This is a genomic window from Nonomuraea sp. K271 (assembly GCF_009908215.1).
Classification (GTDB): Bacteria; Actinomycetota; Actinomycetes; order Streptosporangiales; family Streptosporangiaceae; genus Nonomuraea; species Nonomuraea longispora.
Window position 1 is genome coordinate 40,775 of the sequence record NZ_JAAAHR010000039.1, and the last position, 16,170, is coordinate 56,944.

Annotated in this window: 13 protein-coding genes, 1 pseudogene and 1 riboswitch; of the genes and pseudogenes, 11 read left to right on the forward strand and 3 right to left on the reverse strand. The window is 71.2% G+C overall.

The window, feature by feature from the left end:
• The first annotated feature begins 19 nt into the window (after window positions 1–19).
• Entirely contained in the window at window positions 20–973 is a 954-nt protein-coding gene (locus tag GUY59_RS16255; protein WP_138200602.1) for a Gfo/Idh/MocA family protein, read from the forward strand.
• Window positions 974–1,088: 115 nt separating this feature from the next.
• Window positions 1,089–1,225: riboswitch (cyclic di-AMP (ydaO/yuaA leader) on the forward strand.
• 12 nt (window positions 1,226–1,237) lie between these two features.
• Window positions 1,238–1,924 carry a C40 family peptidase gene (locus GUY59_RS16260; protein ID WP_138200603.1) on the forward strand — a complete coding sequence of 229 codons (687 nt, stop codon included), beginning with the start codon at window positions 1,238–1,240 and terminating at the stop codon, window positions 1,922–1,924.
• Window positions 1,925–1,983: 59 nt separating this feature from the next.
• Here GUY59_RS16260 and GUY59_RS50725 read toward each other — a convergent pair whose 3' ends face one another.
• A complete protein-coding gene (locus GUY59_RS50725) occupies window positions 1,984–3,762 on the reverse strand; it encodes an ABC transporter ATP-binding protein (protein ID WP_138200604.1) in 1,779 nt (592 codons plus the stop codon).
• On the reverse strand, window positions 3,759–5,492 hold the full coding sequence (locus tag GUY59_RS16270; protein ID WP_138200605.1) for an ATP-binding cassette domain-containing protein: 1,734 nt from the start codon (window positions 5,490–5,492) through the stop codon (window positions 3,759–3,761). Before GUY59_RS16270 ends, GUY59_RS50725 begins: the two co-directional genes overlap by 4 nt.
• Window positions 5,493–5,874: 382 nt before the next feature.
• Here GUY59_RS16270 and GUY59_RS51350 point away from each other — a divergent pair.
• The 9 genes and pseudogenes from GUY59_RS51350 to GUY59_RS16315 all read left to right on the forward strand — a co-directional run.
• Window positions 5,875–6,441: pseudogene (locus GUY59_RS51350) on the forward strand (YoaK family protein); the annotation flags it as partial.
• A 226-nt stretch (window positions 6,442–6,667) separates the two neighbouring features.
• Window positions 6,668–7,099 carry a YciI family protein gene (locus tag GUY59_RS16280; RefSeq protein WP_201760946.1) on the forward strand — a complete coding sequence of 144 codons (432 nt, stop codon included), beginning with the start codon at window positions 6,668–6,670 and terminating at the stop codon, window positions 7,097–7,099.
• A gap of 376 nt (window positions 7,100–7,475) precedes the next feature.
• Complete coding sequence (locus tag GUY59_RS16285) at window positions 7,476–8,729, forward strand: RNA polymerase sigma factor (RefSeq protein ID WP_138200607.1); 1,254 nt, start codon at window positions 7,476–7,478, stop codon at window positions 8,727–8,729.
• A 380-nt stretch (window positions 8,730–9,109) separates the two neighbouring features.
• Window positions 9,110–10,423: an ABC transporter substrate-binding protein gene (locus GUY59_RS16290; RefSeq protein WP_138200608.1), complete on the forward strand. Its 1,314-nt coding sequence runs from the start codon at window positions 9,110–9,112 to the stop codon at window positions 10,421–10,423.
• A gap of 57 nt (window positions 10,424–10,480) precedes the next feature.
• A complete protein-coding gene (locus GUY59_RS16295) occupies window positions 10,481–11,437 on the forward strand; it encodes a carbohydrate ABC transporter permease (protein ID WP_132341275.1) in 957 nt (318 codons plus the stop codon).
• Window positions 11,434–12,264 carry a carbohydrate ABC transporter permease gene (locus GUY59_RS16300; protein ID WP_138200609.1) on the forward strand — a complete coding sequence of 277 codons (831 nt, stop codon included), beginning with the start codon at window positions 11,434–11,436 and terminating at the stop codon, window positions 12,262–12,264. The genes GUY59_RS16295 and GUY59_RS16300 overlap by 4 nt, the downstream gene beginning before the upstream one ends.
• Window positions 12,261–13,670 carry a GH1 family beta-glucosidase gene (locus GUY59_RS16305; RefSeq protein WP_138200610.1) on the forward strand — a complete coding sequence of 470 codons (1,410 nt, stop codon included), beginning with the start codon at window positions 12,261–12,263 and terminating at the stop codon, window positions 13,668–13,670. Before GUY59_RS16300 ends, GUY59_RS16305 begins: the two co-directional genes overlap by 4 nt.
• Complete coding sequence (locus tag GUY59_RS16310) at window positions 13,651–14,649, forward strand: LacI family DNA-binding transcriptional regulator (protein WP_138200611.1); 999 nt, start codon at window positions 13,651–13,653, stop codon at window positions 14,647–14,649. Before GUY59_RS16305 ends, GUY59_RS16310 begins: the two co-directional genes overlap by 20 nt.
• An 18-nt stretch (window positions 14,650–14,667) precedes the next feature.
• Window positions 14,668–15,648 carry a phosphotransferase family protein gene (locus tag GUY59_RS16315; protein WP_138200612.1) on the forward strand — a complete coding sequence of 327 codons (981 nt, stop codon included), beginning with the start codon at window positions 14,668–14,670 and terminating at the stop codon, window positions 15,646–15,648.
• 11 nt (window positions 15,649–15,659) lie between these two features.
• On the opposite strand, the gene GUY59_RS16320 is transcribed toward GUY59_RS16315, so the two are convergent.
• On the reverse strand, window positions 15,660–16,170 hold a 511-nt coding region (locus tag GUY59_RS16320), incomplete at its 5' end, for an anti-sigma factor (RefSeq protein WP_161714566.1).

A 16,170-nucleotide genomic window follows, 5' to 3' on the forward strand; every position in this document is an offset into this window, starting at 1 on the left:
TGCGTCTAGCATCGTCCGCGTGCGCGATTTCACATGGGGCATAGCGGCGACGGGCGTCATCGCGCGGACCGTCGGGGCGGCGATCGTGGCGGAGCCCGGGATGCGGGTGGGCGCCGTCGGCTCCCGGAATCCGGAACGGGCGCGGGCCCTGGCCGCCGCGCTGGGCGCGGAGTCGGCGTACGGCTCCTATGAGCGGCTGTGCGCCCACCCGGCGGTCGACGCGATCTACGTGGCGACGCCGCACACCGAGCACCTGCGGGTCGCGCAGGCCGCCATCGCCGCGGGCAAGTCCGTGTTGTGCGAGAAGCCGCTGGCCGCGACCGTGGGCGACGCCGAGAAGATGGTACGCATGGCGCGCGAGGCCGGCGTGTTCCTCATGGAAGCCATGTGGATGCGGTTCAACCCGCTGATCAGGCTCATCGCCACCGACTCGCGCTTCGGGGAGATCCGCTCCGTGCAGGCCAGTTTCGGCTTCGCCATGCCCTACGACCCGGCGCACCGGCTGTGGGCCCCGGAGCTGGGCGGCGGCGCGCTGCTCGACCTGGGCGTCTACCCGTTCGGCCTGGCCCAGCTGCTGCTCGGCATGCCCACCGGCCTGCGCGTCACGGGCTCGCTGGCGCCGAACGGAGTTGACGCGGAGGCGGCCGGGATGTTGCTCTATCCCGGCGGCAGAAGGGCTTTCGTGGAGACCTCCTTGCTGGGGAATTACCCGAACCAGGCCTGCGTTGTAGGTACGCAGATGCGGGCGGACATCCATGCGCCGTTCTGGGCGCCCGAGCGGATCGTCCTCACCGGGCCCTCCATGGAGCCGGAGGAGCATGTGCTCGATCCGGCCGACAACGGTTACGCCGGTGAGCTCCGCGAGGTCCGCGCCGCCACGGCCGAGGGCAGGACCGAATCCTCGATCATGCCCCTTGACGAATCCCTTGCCATGCTCGGGCTTCTGGCCGACGCTCGCAGGCAAATCGCCTAGCTGGGCTTTATGTAGTTGTAATCCTCTTGCCTCATGTATTACCTTATGGGGCATCTCAAGGCATACGTCCGGTTTGTCCGGCTATGTCTGACCATCGCAACAAGATCACAGGATCGTCCTGTGACCGCTGAATCCGCATCACGCGGAACCGGGGACCCACGTCCTTTGGGGTGAATCGGCACCTTGGTGCCGTAGGGCAGCTTCCACGCCCGAACCCGTCAGCTAACCCGGTAAGCGGCATGGAAGCAAGGAGTTATCCCCTCGATGGCCACGTTCCGACTTACCGCTGTCCCCAAGCGCACCATCGCCCGCGCCGCACTCGGCGCCACCGTCCTCGCCTCGGCCTTCGGCGTGAACGTCGCCGCCGCCAACGCCGACACCCCTCCCGGCGACAGGCCGGCCGCCGTCTCGCCGGTCACCGAGTCCAAGAAGCGCGCGGCCGAGGAGACCAAGGTCAATGTGACCGCCTCCCAGGTTCTGGACTTCGCCAAGTCCCAGGTCGGCGTCTCCGAGAACGCCGCCGGTGGCGGCACCCCGTACCAGCAGTGGTACGCCAACTCGCAGCGCGCCGCCGAGACCGTCGCCCGTGACGGGGGCGAGCCGGCCGCCTACCTGAACGCCGCCTGGTGCTCGATGTTCGTCTCCTGGGTCGGTGAGCAGACCGGCGCCCGTCCGCAGGTCGGCTGGGACGCCTACACCGTCGCCCACGCCAAGTGGTTCGCCGCCAACGACCGCTTCGGCACCGAGGCCAAGCCTGGCGCCGTGGTGTTCTTCTCCTGGGACGGCGGCAAGGACATCAGCGACATCCAGCACGTCGGCTTCGTCGTGAAGGACAACGGCGACGGCACCATCTCCACGATCGAAGGCAACACCGGCAACGGCAAGGTCGAGGAGCGTACCCGTCCGACCTCCGAGGTCGTCGGCTACGGCTACCCCGAGTACGCCGCCTGATCCCGGCCCCCCGCGTACGAGCGCGCGTCCGGCATGGACGCGCGCTCTCGCGCGTCCGGTCAGCCCTCGCCGTCCCGCTGAACCGCGTGCAGCCCGGCGTAGCGGCCGTGAAGGGCCATGAGCTCGTCGTGGCTCCCCTGCTCGGCGATCCGCCCGGCCTCCAGCACCACGATCAGGTCGGCCACGCGCACCGTCGGGAAGCGGTGGGTGATCAGGAGGGTGATGGCCGCACGGTGGCGGCGGGCGGCCTGCGCGTACCGGGCGAAGAGCGCGCTCTCCGCGGGCGCGTCCAAGGAGGCGGTCGGCTCGTCGAGCACGAGCAGCAGCGGCTCCTCCCGCATCGAGGCGCGCGCCAGCGCCAGCCTCTGCCACTGTCCGCCGGACAACTTCACTCCACCCGCGAAGCTGTCGCCCAGCTCGGTGCCCAGGCCTTCCGGCAGCCCGGCCACCACCTCCGTGGCGCCGGCCCACCCCAGCGCCCGGTCCACGGCGGCGCGGTCGCCCATGCGGGGCAGGTCACCGATGCCGACGGTCTCCGCGGCGGTGAGCTCGAACGGCACCCAGTCCTGGAACACGGCGCTGATCCGGCGCCGCCAGCGCCCCGGGGGCACGTCGCGGAGCGGGACTCCGTCCAGCAGGATCTCCCCGCCCGTGGGCTGGTACAGGCCGCACAGCAGCTTGGCCAGCGTGGTCTTGCCCGAGCCCGGCGATCCGACCAGCGCGACGGTCGCGCCGGCGGGCAGGCGGAGGTCGATCCCGCGCAGCACAGGCTTCATGGTGCCGGGGTAGGTGAACGACACGTCCCGCAGCGTGATGCCGTAGCTGAGGCTTCCGGGCAGCTCGGCCCCTCCGGCCTCGTCCGCGGGGGGCCTACGGGTCCGGGCGTAGGCGCGCAGCCAGGCGAGGCGCCCGGCGGCGCGCAGGCCGGCGGCCACCGACCCCACGTGGAAGGCCAGCCGTGAGGCCTGGGTGACGAACTGCACCCCGACCGTGGCGACCAGGACCACGTCGCCGGCCGTGGCCTGCCCCCGGGCGGCCAGCCACGCCGTGCAGCCGAGCGCTGACACGTACCCGGCGAGGAACGTGCCGGACCCGGCGAACGTGAGCAGCGCGGCGCGGAGCCTGGCCCGCGACAACCCCGCCGACACCTCCTCCCACCGCTGCGCCGCCATCGCCTCCAGGGCGGGCGCGGCGCGGGCGAGCCGTACCTCCTTGGCCGTCCCCGGCGTGGTAACGGACTCGGACAGGTGCTCCTCCAGCCTGGCCGTCTCGGCGGTGCGCTCGACGGCCGCGTCGACGTGGCGGGCCGCGCGGCCGCGTACCAGCAGCGACGGCAGCACGGCTCCGCCCAGCAGCAGCGTGAGCAGCGGATGCACGGCGGCCACGAGCACGACGCCGAGCCCGATCTGCACGGCGTGCTCGCCGACCAGCGCGAGCGCCCACACCGCGAAGTACAGCTGCCGGCTCTCCTCACGCAACGTGGCCAGCCTGTCCAGGTACGCGGGCCGCTCCAGATGCTCGATGGTGGGCACACCTGAGGAGAGGGTGAGGATCTCCTCCTGCACGGCAAGGCCCATGCGCTCCCCCAGCTCCTCCATCAGCGTCAGCTCCGCGCGGCCGAGCGCCACGCCCGTGGCCAGCGCGGCCCCTGCGGCCAGGCCCCACCACGAGGCCCGCACGCCGTCGCCCGCGGTGGCGGCGTCGGTGAGCGCGCGCAGGAAGACGCCGACCATGCCGTGGCTGACGGCGCCGAGGGCGAGGAAGACGGTCAGGGTGAGAAAGGCCCGCCGGTCGGTGCGCCAGGCCAGCCCCACCAGCGTGCGCAGGGTCGCGGTCACCGGCTCGTCCCCGCGGTCAGGGCGGTCTGGAGGCGGTGCCAGCGCGCGTAACGGCCGCCCATCGCCAGCAGCTCGGCGTGGCCGCCCTGCTCGGCTATGGCGCCGCCGTCGAGGACGACGATGCGGTCCGCCCGGCGTACGGTGGCGAAACGGTGCGAGATGAGCACCAGGGTGCGCCCGCGCGTACGCTCCAGCAGCCGCTCGAACACCTCCTGCTCGGCCCGCGCGTCCAGGTGGGCGGTGGGCTCGTCGACGATCAGGATGCGCCGGCCCGCGTCGAGGGCGTACACCGCCCTGGCCAGCGCCACCTTCTGCCACTGCCCGCCGGACAGGTCCCGCCCGCCCGTGAACGAGCGCGACAGCGGCGTGTCCAGCCCTTGGGGAAGCCCTTCGAGCAGGTCGAGCGCGTCGACGGCGGCGAGCGCGGTCAGCACGTCGGCGTCCGTCCACTCCTGCTCGGGCGCGCCAAGGCGGACGTTGTCCCGCAGCGGCAGCGGGTAGCGGGCGAAGTCCTGGAAGACCACGGCGGCGTCCCCTGCGGTGCCGACGGCGCCGCTCTGAGGGGTGTACAGGCCGGTGAGCAGCTTGACCAGGGTGGTCTTGCCCGCGCCGTTCAGCCCGACCACGGCCAGCCGCTCGCCCGGCCGCACCCGCAGGTCCAGCTCCTTGAGCACCGGCTCCGCCCGGCCGGGATAGCCGAAGGTCACCCTGACCAGCGCAAGCTCCTCGGCGGCCGGCTCGGCGGGCTCCTCGGCGGGCTCCTCGGCTGCCGTGGCGGTGGGGGCGGCGGTGAGGGGCTGGTCCAGCACGCGCATTGCCGCCTCGTACGGCTTGCTCCCGTGGGCGATCTCGAACATCTGGTGCCCGCCCGCGCCGTACGCGAGGACCAGCAAGGCTGCCAGCACGCTCTGGGCCAGGGCGACGGCCGTCAGCGTGCCGGCGGCGGTCAGCCAGGCCAGCGCCCCGAACGTGCCGGCGGCGCCGGCCAGTTGCAGCGCCAGCACGACGCCGTACCCGTGCACGACGGCGCGGCGTCCGCGCGCCTGCGGGGTCACGAACGCGCGCATGGCGGCGACGTACCGGCCGATGAGGAATCCGTCCACGCCGAAGACGCGGACCTCCTTGGCCGCGCGGGGGCCGCCGGTGAGCTCGGCCAGGTAGCCTGCCCGGCGCAGGCGCAGGACCTGCTCGGGGCTGTCGGCCAGGGACTCCACGCCGCCAGGGCCGACGAGCATCGCGGCGATGCGGTGGTTCTGCGCGGCCGACAGGGCCAGCGCGGCCGCGGCCACCCACCACACGTGCGCGGCCAGCACGGCGGCGCCGAACAGCGCCGCCGCCGCCCGGCTCGCCTCTCCGGCCCGCGCAACCGCCGCCATGCCCGCCGTCCTGCCGCGGTGCCCGGTCAGCGCCAGCCGTACGTCGGCCTGCACCTGAGGGTTCTCCAGCCGCGCCAGCGGCATGGCCGTCGCGGCGGCTCGCACCCTCGCGCGCAGCACGCCGTCGATGCGCCGGGCGGCGGCGGCCCCGGCCGGTTCCCGCAGCGCCGCGCAGAACTCCTGCCCCAGCAGGGCGAGCAGCAGCGCGGCGACCTCGGTGGCGCCACCGTGGTCGATCAGCCGGCCGAGCGGGATCGTGCTGAGCGGCCCGAGCACCGCCGCGCCCACGCTGAACACCCCCAGGGGGAGGAACCGACGGGATCCGGCCAGCGGCAGCAGCCGGACCAGACTCATAGCAATCCAATGCGCTCACATTGACCTGACATGCCGCCCACCGTAACGCGGCGACGCCGCACCGGTCAAACCCATGCGATCACATCGAGATAGCAACGGGCCGGACCAGCGGTGCTCCGCGGCCGAGCGGTGGCTCGTCGAGCGAGGGGCGCGCGCTCGCGTCCGCCCAGGCGTTTGAGCGTGTCGGGTTTGCGAGGGCATTCCGTTACGGAGAGTATCCAACTGTGAGGAAGGCGAAATGTCCCGCCCCGGGGACGAGCGCGGGAGAGACGCCTGACCGGCCGGCCGGGGAGGGCAGGTGAGGGGAGGGCTGCGGTGGCTCGCCGACAAGCTGTTCCCGCCTGGCGCCAACCGGCACGACACCGTGCCCACCCTGCTGGTCGTGCTGACCGTCGTGACAGGCATCGTCGACGCCGTCAGCTTTCTCGCCCTGGGCGGCGTCTTCAGCGCCAACATGACCGGCAACATCGTCTTTCTCGGCTTCGCGCTGGCCGGCGAGGAGCGATTGTCGTTGTGGGGATCGCCGGTGGCCCTCGTGGCCTTCACGGCGGGCGCCTGGGTCACGGGGCGGGCGACCCGGCGGGCGGCCGAGCCGCGCCGGGCTTTCGTCCTGCTCACCGCCGTGCACGCGCTGCTCGTGGCGGCCGCCATGGTGACGGCCGAGCTCGCCGGACATCGCGAGCCGCCGGGGCGGGCCGCCCTCATCGCGCTGCTCGCCTGCGGCATGGGCATGCAGAGCGCGTCCGTACGCGAGCTGTCCGTGCCCGACATGAACACGAACGTCCTGACGACCACCCTCACCGCGCTCTTCGCCGAAGGTCCGGGACGAGACGCACTGCGCCGGTCCGCCGGCATCGCCGCCATGTTCGCGGGGGCGTTGGGGGGCGCCGCGCTGCACGTCACCACCGGTCCGGTGCCCGCGCTCGCCGCCGCCACGGTCCTGCTCGCGGTCGTCGCCTTCGCGGCCCGCTCCGTCCGGTTACGGCCGCGCCGGATGCGCCGTGCACGGCCGTACAGGGCGGGTCAGGGGCGGTCGGCGTCCGGATCGGTCGCTCTCATCGGCGGGTGTGTAGCATCGCGCAATAGTGTCCACATGCGTGTCGATCCGCGCCGGCGCCGTTCGACGCGTTGCATGACAAGCGGAACGGGACGGAAGGACCACACCGGTGAAATTCATGATCGTGGGCAAGAGCAACGCGGAGGTCGAGGCCGGGGAACTGCCCAGCCAGGAGCTCGTCGACAACATGCACGCCTTCAACGAGTCGCTGGTCAAGGCGGGGGTTCTGCTGGCGGCCGAAGGGCTCTACCCGAGCTCGTACGGGGCCCAGATCTCCTACAGCGACGGCAAGGCGACGGTGATCGACGGGCCGTTCGCCGAGGCCAAGGAGCTCATCGCCGGGTTCTGGCTGATCCAGGTCAAGTCCAGGGAGGAGGCCGTCCAGTGGGCGCTGCGCGTGCCGGTCCCTCCCGGGCACGAAGGGGTCGGGCTGGACGTGTGGCAGGTGTTCGACCCGTCGGACGTACCGGACGACACGATGCCGCCCCAGGTCCGGGAGCGCGAGCAGGCGCTGCGCGAGCGCCTCGGCGCCGACGAGCCGAGCGGCTGACGCCACCGCTGCCGGGGCCGCGCGACGTCACGCGCCCGCCCCGCCAAAGCACCTGACGGCATGCCCGCCGGCCCGAGCGCTCACCAACCGGACAGCCGACGGCGAGCGGTCCACCGGGGCGGGCGGCCGGCACGCTCCACACGCGGGATGACGCGCTGTCCCATCAGCCGGGCGGCTGACGGCTTGCCGCCTTGGGCCGTGCCGCGCGTCCTCGCGGAGCCCTTGGGCGGTGGCCGCGGTGGTGGGGCGCTGTGGCCGGACGCAGAGACCGGACCCGGAAACCAGACCCGGGCCGGAACGCCGGAGCGGACGAGGTGGGGGCGCGGCGGGGTGTGGTGAGTTGCCGGGCCGGGACGGTTACTGGTGTCATGGCCCGGTGACGGCTTCCGACACTCATCGCGCCATCGAGGCGGTCTGGCGGATCGAGGCGGCGAGGCTCATCGCCGGGCTCGCCCGGCTGGTGCGCGACGTCGGCCTGGCCGAGGAGCTGGCGCAGGACGCGCTGGTCGCCGCCCTGGAGCAGTGGCCGGAGTCCGGCGTGCCGCAGAACCCGGGCGCGTGGTTGATGACCGTGTCGAAACGCCGCGCCATCGACATGATCCGCAGGAACGAGCGGCTGGCGCGCAACCTGGCGGAGCTGGCCCACCGGCTCGAGGCGAGCGAGGAGCCGCCCGAGGTCGACGAGATCGAGGACGACCTGTTGCGGCTGGTGTTCACGGCCTGCCATCCCGCGCTGTCGATGGAGGCGCGGGTGGCGCTGACGCTGCGGGTGCTCGGCGGCCTGACCACGGAGGAGATTGCCAGGGCGTTCCTCGTCACGGAGTCCACGGTCGCCCAGCGGATCGTGCGGGCCAAGCGTACCCTCGCCGCCAAGCAGATCCCCTTCGAGGTCCCGCAGGGCGCCGAGCTGGCCGGGCGGCTCGCGTCCGTACTCGAGGTCATCTATCTGATCTTCAACGAGGGCTACTCGGCGACCGCCGGCGACGACTGGATGCGGCCGGGGTTGTGCGAGGACGCGCTCCGGCTGGGTCGCGTGCTGGCGGGCCTGATGCCGCAGGAGCCCGAGGTGAACGGCCTGGTGGCGCTCATGGAGCTGCACGCATCACGCTCGGCCGCCCGTGTGGGCCCCGACGGTGAGCCGATCCTGCTCCTGGAGCAGGATCGCACCCGCTGGGACCGGCTGCTCATCCGCCGGGGCCTGGCCGCGCTCGGCCGCGCGGAGGAACCGGGTGGGGCCCGCGGCCCCTACACCCTGCAGGCCGCCATCGCCGCCTGCCACGCCAGGGCGTTCGACCCCGACGACACCGACTGGGCACGCATCGCCGGCCTGTACGAGGAGCTGGCCGAGCTGTCGCGCTCCCCCGTGGTCGAGCTCAACCGCGCGGTGGCGCTCTCCATGGCGTACGGCCCGGCGGCAGGGCTCGGGCTGCTGGACCAGATCGTGGACGAGCCGTCGCTCAAGGACTACCACCTGCTGCCGAGCGTCCGTGGCGACCTGCTGGTCAAGCTGGGCCGGCTCGGCGAGGCGCTGGCGGAGTTCGAGCGGGCGGCGGGGATGACGCCCAACGCTCGCGAGCGGACGCTTCTGGAGACCCGCGCCGCCGCCTGCCGCGACGACCCGCCTGCCTGAGTCTCCCCCGACCGCTCTGCCGGGCTGCCCGGTCGGCTGTCCCGGCCGGTCGGGTGGCGCTTTGGGCTGAGCGGTCCGCGGGTGCATGGCGGTGCCCGGCGCCGGCCTCAGGCGAGTACGTGCGCGTGACATGCCCTTGATGCGACACAAAAGATGCCTCTTGTGATGGGAGCGCTCCCAATCAGCCCTTTGCGAGGTTTACACCTATAAATCCGATTGTTCAGTGATAAACCGCACCATTGGTAACGGTTACGTTTCGCGGGATTGACGCACAGAGCGGGCAAGTGCACCCTTTGTGGGAGCGCTCCCAAACATCCCACCGCGGTGGAACGCAAGGCCGCGGTGCATCTCCTGCACATTCACCCGAGAAGGGGCCCACCATGATGATCAGAAAACGTCGCGGCGGTCTCGCCGTGGCCTCGGTCCTGGCGGCGGCCGCGCTCGCCGTGGCCTCCTGCAGCTCCGACGCGCCCTCCACCGCGTCGGAGCCGGTCACCATCCGCCTGCAGACGTTCGGCGGCGGCAGCAACTTCGGCTACAAGAACGCCGTCGAGAAGTGGAACGCCGAGCACAAGGACATCCAGATCCAGCACGAGAACCTGACCGACCAGTTCGAGCAGCAGTACTGGCCGCAGATGATCCAGTGGTTGCAGGCCGGCAGCGGCGCGGGCGACGTCATCGGCATCGACGAGGGCGGCATGGGCCTGGCCAAGGCGCGCACCGAGTGGTGGGCCGACCTGAAGGAGCACGGTCTGGAGTCGCGCAAGGCCGACTACCTGCCGTGGAAGTGGGAGAACGGCGTGACGGCCGACGGCAAGCTGTTCGGCCTTGGCACCGACATCGGCGGCATGAGCCTCTGCTATCGCAAGGACCTGTTCGAGAAGGCGGGGCTGCCGACCGACCGTGACGAGGTCAGCGCGCTGTGGCCCACGTGGGAGGAGTACCTCGAGGTCGGCAAGCGGTTCCAGTCGAAGGTCAAGGACACCAAGTGGGCCGACGGCACCAACACGTTGTACCAGGTGGTGCTGTATCAGGAGGCGGCCAAGAACGGCAACGTGTCCTACTTCGACAAGGACAACAACCTGATCATCGACAAGAACCCGGCGGTCAGGACGGCTTTCGACTTCGTCGAGAAGCTGAGCAAGGATGGCCTGACCGCCAAGCTGCGCAACTTCTCCGACGAGTGGGCGACGGGCACCCAGAAGGGCGCGTTCGCCACGCTGGGCTGCCCGTCGTGGATGCTGGGCGCGGTCAGCGGCAACGCCGGCGACGAGGGCAAGGGCAAGTGGGACGTGGCCGCGGTGCCCGGCGGCGGCGGCAACTGGGGCGGCTCCTGGCTGGCCGTGCCCAAGCAGTCCAAGCACCCGAAGGAAGCGGCCATGGTCGCCGACTATCTGACGCAGGCGAAGACCCAGGCGAGCGTCTTCACCGACTTCGGCAACATGCCGAGCAACACCAAGGCCCAGCAGGACCCGGCGGTGCAGGGCGCGAAGAACGAGTACTTCAACGACGCGCCCATCGGTGAGATCTTCGCCAAGTCCGCCGCCAGCCTCCAGCCGGTCTTCCTGGGCGTGAAGCACGCCCAGGTCAAGAACGCCACCGAGGCGGTCATCCAGGGCATGGACGACGGCTCGGTCCCGTACGACAAGGCCTGGCAGCAGCTGGTCGACGACGCGGTGAAGGCCGCGGGCTGATTCTCGCGCCCGGCCCGCCAGGAGCGGGCCGGGCTTGTTGCCGCCGAAAGGTCTGTAATGAGCATCGACACCCTTCCACGGGCGACGCGGAGCGACAATCGCCGCGCCCGCCCGCCCGGCCGCCGCTGGCGTTCCCGCCTCGACATCAAGGCGATGCCGTACGCACTGGTGTCCCCGTATTTCCTGCTGTTCGCCGCCTTCGGGCTCTTCCCGCTGGCGTTCACGCTCTACTACTCGCTGTACGACTACGACCTGACCGGCACGACGGAGTGGGCCGGGCTGGGCAACTACACCGCGCTGCTGGGCGACGACGACTTCTGGCGGGCCACGGTGAACACGGTGGCCATGTTCCTCATCGCCACCGTCCCGCAGATGTTGCTGGCGTTGTTCCTGGCCAACGCCCTGAACAAGCGCATGCGCTTCCGGCTGGCGATCCGGATGAGCGTGCTGCTGCCGCTCGTCACGTCGGTCGTCGCGGTCGCGGTGGTGTTCACGCAGTTGTTCGCCCGCGACTGGGGCCTGGTCAACTGGCTGCTCGGCATGTTCGGGGTGGAGAACACGAATTGGCGGGCCGAGCGCGTGCCGTCGTGGATCGCCATCGCCACCATGGTCGACTGGCGCTGGACCGGTTACAACGCGATCATCTTCCTGGCCGGCATGCAGACGATCCCGCGCGACCTGTACGAGGCCGCCTCGATCGACGGCGCCTCGCAGCGCCGGCAGTTCTGGCAGATCACCCTGCCGATGCTGCGCCCCACGATGATCTTCGTGGTGCTGAACTCCACGATCGGCGGCCTGACGCTGTTCTCGGAGCCGATGACGTTCTACAACGGCAACCCCGACGGCGGGTCGCAGGGCCAGTTTCAGACGGTGGCCATGTTCGTCTACAAGGAGGCCTTCCGTGAGTTCGACTACGGCTACGCCTCCGCGGCCGCCTGGCTGCTGTTCCTGCTGATCCTCATCGGAGCGGCGATCAACTTCCTGTTCGTGCGCAGGATCGGGGGCACACGATGACCATGTGGAAACCGTCCGTCCTCACGAAGGTCCTGCTCGGGCTGGCCATCTTCCTGTCGGCGTTCCCGCTGTACTGGATGCTGGTCATCGCCTCGCGTACGAACTCCGACGCGGTGGCCTCGCCGCCGAGGTTCCTGCCCGGCGGGAATCTCGGCCAGAACATCATCGCGGTGCTCGAACACCCCGAGGCCAAGTTCGTGGCCGGTCTGACGAACTCGTTCATCGTGGCGAGCGTCGTCACCATCTCGGTCATCCTCATCTCGACGCTGGCCGGCTTCGCCTTCGCCAACCTCAACTTCAGGGGACGCAACGCGCTGCTGCTGCTCGTGCTGCTGACGATGGCGGTGCCGCTGCAGCAGATGGGCGTGGTCCCGCTCTACCGGCTCATGGTGAGCCTGGACTGGACGGGCACGCTCAAGGCGGTCATTCTGCCGTACCTGCTCAACGGGTTCGGCGTCTTCCTGATGACGCAGTACACGCGGCAGTCCGTGCCGATGGAGCTGGTGGAGGCCGCCCGGGTGGACGGCGCCGCCACGCTGCGCATCTGGTGGAACGTCGTGCTGCCCGCGGTCAGGCCCGGCATGGCCGTGCTCGGCATCAACACGTTCATGCTCATGTGGAACGACTACATGTGGCCGCTGATCGTGCTCAACCAGGACAACCCGACCGTGCAGATCGCGATCAACTCGCTCAACGCGAGGTATTCCACGGAGTACTCGTTGATCTTCGCAGGTACGGCACTGTCCATCATTCCGCTCATCGCGGTATTCGTCGCATTCGGCCGCCAGATTGTCGGCGGACTCATGGAAGGTGCGGTCAAGGCGTGACGACACAAGAGGAACAGACGCGTACCGGACTGCGCTTCCCCGCGGGCTTCGCGTGGGGCGCGGCGACCTCGGCGTACCAGATCGAGGGCGCCGTCGCGGAGGACGGACGAGGACGGTCCATCTGGGACACCTTCACCAGAAAGCCGGGCCGGGTGCTCAACGGGCACAACGCGGACGTGGCCATCGACCACTACCACCGCTACAAGGACGACGTCGCCATCATGGCGGAGCTGGGCCTGTCGGCCTACCGCTTCTCGGTCTCCTGGCCCCGCATCCAACCCGCCGGTTCCGGCAAGGTCAACCAGAAGGGACTCGACTTCTACAAGCGGCTCACCGACGAGCTGCGCAGGCACGGCATCGATCCCTGGCTGACCCTCTACCACTGGGACCTGCCCCAGGAGCTGGAGGACAGGGGCGGCTGGCCCAACCGCGACGTCGCCTACTGCTTCGCCGACTACGCGGCGACGGTGCACGATGCGCTGAAGGACCACGTGCACACGTTCAGCACCGTCAACGAGCCGTGGTGCGCCGCGTTCCTCGGTTACGCCTCGGGCGAGCACGCGCCCGGCAGGCGCGAACCGGAGAACGCGATCAGGGGCGCGCACCACCTCAATCTGGCGCACGGCCTGGCCGTGCAGGCGATGGGCGCCCGCCGCGTCGGCGGCAGCGTGAACCTGTACCCCGTCACGCCCGCCACCGGCAGCGCGGAGGACCTCGACGCGGTCCGGCGCATCGACGGCCTGCAGAACCGGTTCTTCCTGGACGCCATGCTGCTGGGCAGCTATCCGGAGGACGTGCTGGCCGACCTGCCCTTCGAGATGGACTGCGTCCAGCCCGGCGACATGAAGATCATCAACGCGCCCATCGACGTGCTGCTCATCAACTACTACAGTCGCTTCACCGTCTCGGGAGCCCCTGGCGGCGCCCGGTCGGCGGCCGCGGCCCCCACGGACACGGGGTCGCCGTGGGTCGGCAGCGAGCACGTGTCGTTCGTCAACGGCGGCCGTCCGGTGACGGCTATGGACTGGGAGATCGACGAGTCGGGCCTGGTCGAGGTGCTCACCAGGGTGGCACGTGACTATCCCGCGATCCCGATGGTGATCGCCGAGAACGGCGCCGCCTTCGACGACGTGCTCGACGACGGCCGCGTGCACGACCGGGAGCGGCGGGCGTACGTCGAGGCGCACCTCGCCGCATGCAAGCAGGCCATCGACGCGGGCGTGCCCCTGGAGGGCTACTTCGCCTGGTCGCTGATGGACAACTTCGAGTGGGCCTGGGGTTACGGCAAACGGTTCGGCCTGGTCCGGGTGGACTACGAGACGCAGGAGCGGCTGCTCAAGGACAGCGCGCTCTGGTACTCGGAGATCATCCGGCACAATAGGCGACATGAACCGACCGACTCTTGAGGCAGTCGCGGCTCGGGCCGGCGTGGGCCGGGGCACGGTGTCGAGAGTCATCAACGGCTCGCCGAACGTCAGCGCCAGGGCCCGCGAGGCCGTCGAGCTGGCCATCCGCGAGCTGGGCTACGTGCCCAACCGCGCGGCGCGGGCGCTGGTGACGCGCCGCACGGACACCGTGGCGCTGGTGGTGTCCGAGTCGCAGTTCCGCGTCTTCGACGAGCCGTATTTCGCGGGCACCATCCGCGGCATCGGCTCGGCGCTGGCCGAGACGGGCCTCCAGCTGATCCTGGCGATGGCCAGGTCGCCGGAGGAGCACGAGCGACTCGAGAACTACCTGACGGGGCAGCACGTCGACGGCGTGCTGCTCCTGTCGCTGCACGGCGCCGATCCGCTGCCGGGCCGGCTGGAGGCGATGGGCGTGCCCACCGTGCTCGGTGGCCGGCCCGTGGGCCTCGACCCCTACAGCTACGTCGACATGGACAACAGGGCCGGGGCCCGGCAGGCGGTCAAACACCTGCTGAGCCTCGGCCGCCGCGCGATCGCCGCGATCGCCGGCTCGCAGGACATGGGCGTGGGCGTCGACCGGCTCTCGGGCTACCGCGACGCGCTGCTGCCCTCGGGCCTGCCGGAGCTGGTGTCCTACGGCGACTTCTCCGAGCAGAGCGGGGCCGTCGCGATGGCCGAACTCCTGCGCACGCATCCCGAGCTCGACGCGGTCTTCGCCGCGTCCGACCCGATGGCCCTGGGCGCGATGCGCGTGCTCAAGGCCGAAGGACGGGAGATCCCCGGCGACGTGGCCGTGATCGGGTTCGACGACTCCAAGGCCGCGCTCAGCGCCGACCCGCCCCTGACCACCGTCCACCAGCCGACGGAGGCCATGGGCAGGCAGATGGCCCGGCTCCTCGTCGCCCGCATCAACGGCGAGGAGCTGCGCCAGCCCGTCGTGATCCTCGACACGCATCTCGTGCGCAGGGAGTCCGCCTGACGGCAGGAAGGGGTTGCCATGGACAGCAGGACCAAGCGCCGGTTATCCGCGGCCGAGCTCGACGCGCTGGCCAGGCGCGCGCTGGGCGCGGGCGTGGCGTCCGCCAGCGAGCTGACCGACGGCTTCGCCAACGCGGTCTGGCGGCTCGCGCTGGACGACGGCCGCGAGGTGGTGCTCAAGCTCTCCCCGCCGCCCGAGCTCGACCAGCTCAGCTACGAACGCAACCTGCTGCGCATGGAGGCCGCCGCGTACGAGCACGCGCTCAAGGCGGGCGTTCCCGTGCCGTCACTGCTGCGGGCCGGCTTCGACGACCCCGTGCTCGGCGGCGACTACCTGATGCTGAGCGCCCTCGACGGCGTGTCGTGGAACGCCGTCAAGCCCGACGGCGAAGACGCGCTGCGCAGGGAGCTGGGCCGCCACCTGGCCAGGTTCAACGCGGTGACGGGCGAGGTGTTCGGCTACCCGCACGCGGGCATCGTGGGCGCCACGTGGCGCGAGGCGTTCCTGGCGATGGTGGCCGCCCTCCTCGGCGACACCGTACGTTATCCGGCCCCGCTGCCGCGCCCGGCGGCCGATCTCATGGCCGTGTTCGAGGCGGCGTCGCCGGTGCTCGGCGAGGTGACGACACCCCGGCTGGTGCACTTCGACGTGTGGGCGGGCAACGTCTTCCTCGACCTCAGCGGCCCGCCCAGAATCCAGGCCATCATCGACCACGAGCGGGCCTTCTGGGGCGATCCGATCGCCGAGTTCGTCACCCCGACCGTCTTCGGCGAGCTGCGCGAGGACGACCCGCTGCTGGCCGGCTACCGCGAGGTGACGCCGCTGGAGCTCACCCCTTCCGTGCTGACCCGGCTCGACCTCTACCGCGCCTACCTCTACCTGATCCTGCTGATCGAGAACGGGCCCCGGCAGTATCCGGAGAAGGAGTACGCCAGGGTCCGCGACGGCTCGCTGGCCGCTCTCGACGTGCTGCTCGCCCGCCTCACCCGGCCCGTGTAACGGGCGTTTGTTCAGGTGGGAGGCAGGCCGCCCACCATGATGGGGCGCGTGGTGGGCTTCTCGGAGCCGCCCGCGGGCTCGACGGTGAGCGCCACCCGGCGGTCGCCGTCCAGCGGGGCCACCACGGGGACGGTCGCCCCGCCTCCCGCACGGTCGAGCAGCCCGGCGGGGCGCGCGCCTCGCGGTCCCGTCAGCCACAGCTCGTAGTCGTGGGAGCCGGGCAGGTCCCGCAGCCCGGACGAGGTGAACACCATCCGTCCCGCGGAGCGGGAGAGCACCACGGTGCCGGTGCCGCCGGTGGAGACCGGCAGGCGCACCGTGCGGACGTCGGGCGCGGCCAGCACGGCGGCCAGCTCCCCCGTCCTGGCGGACAGGTCGCCGAGGTCGCGGTGGGCGTCGACGGCCAGCGCGCCGAGCGCCGCCGCGGCCGCCGCGGACACCGCCGCCAGCACTGTCAGGAGCTTCGGCCGTCGCCACGCCCGCGGCGGGCGATGACGCGGGCGGCGGGCGGCGGTCAGGAGG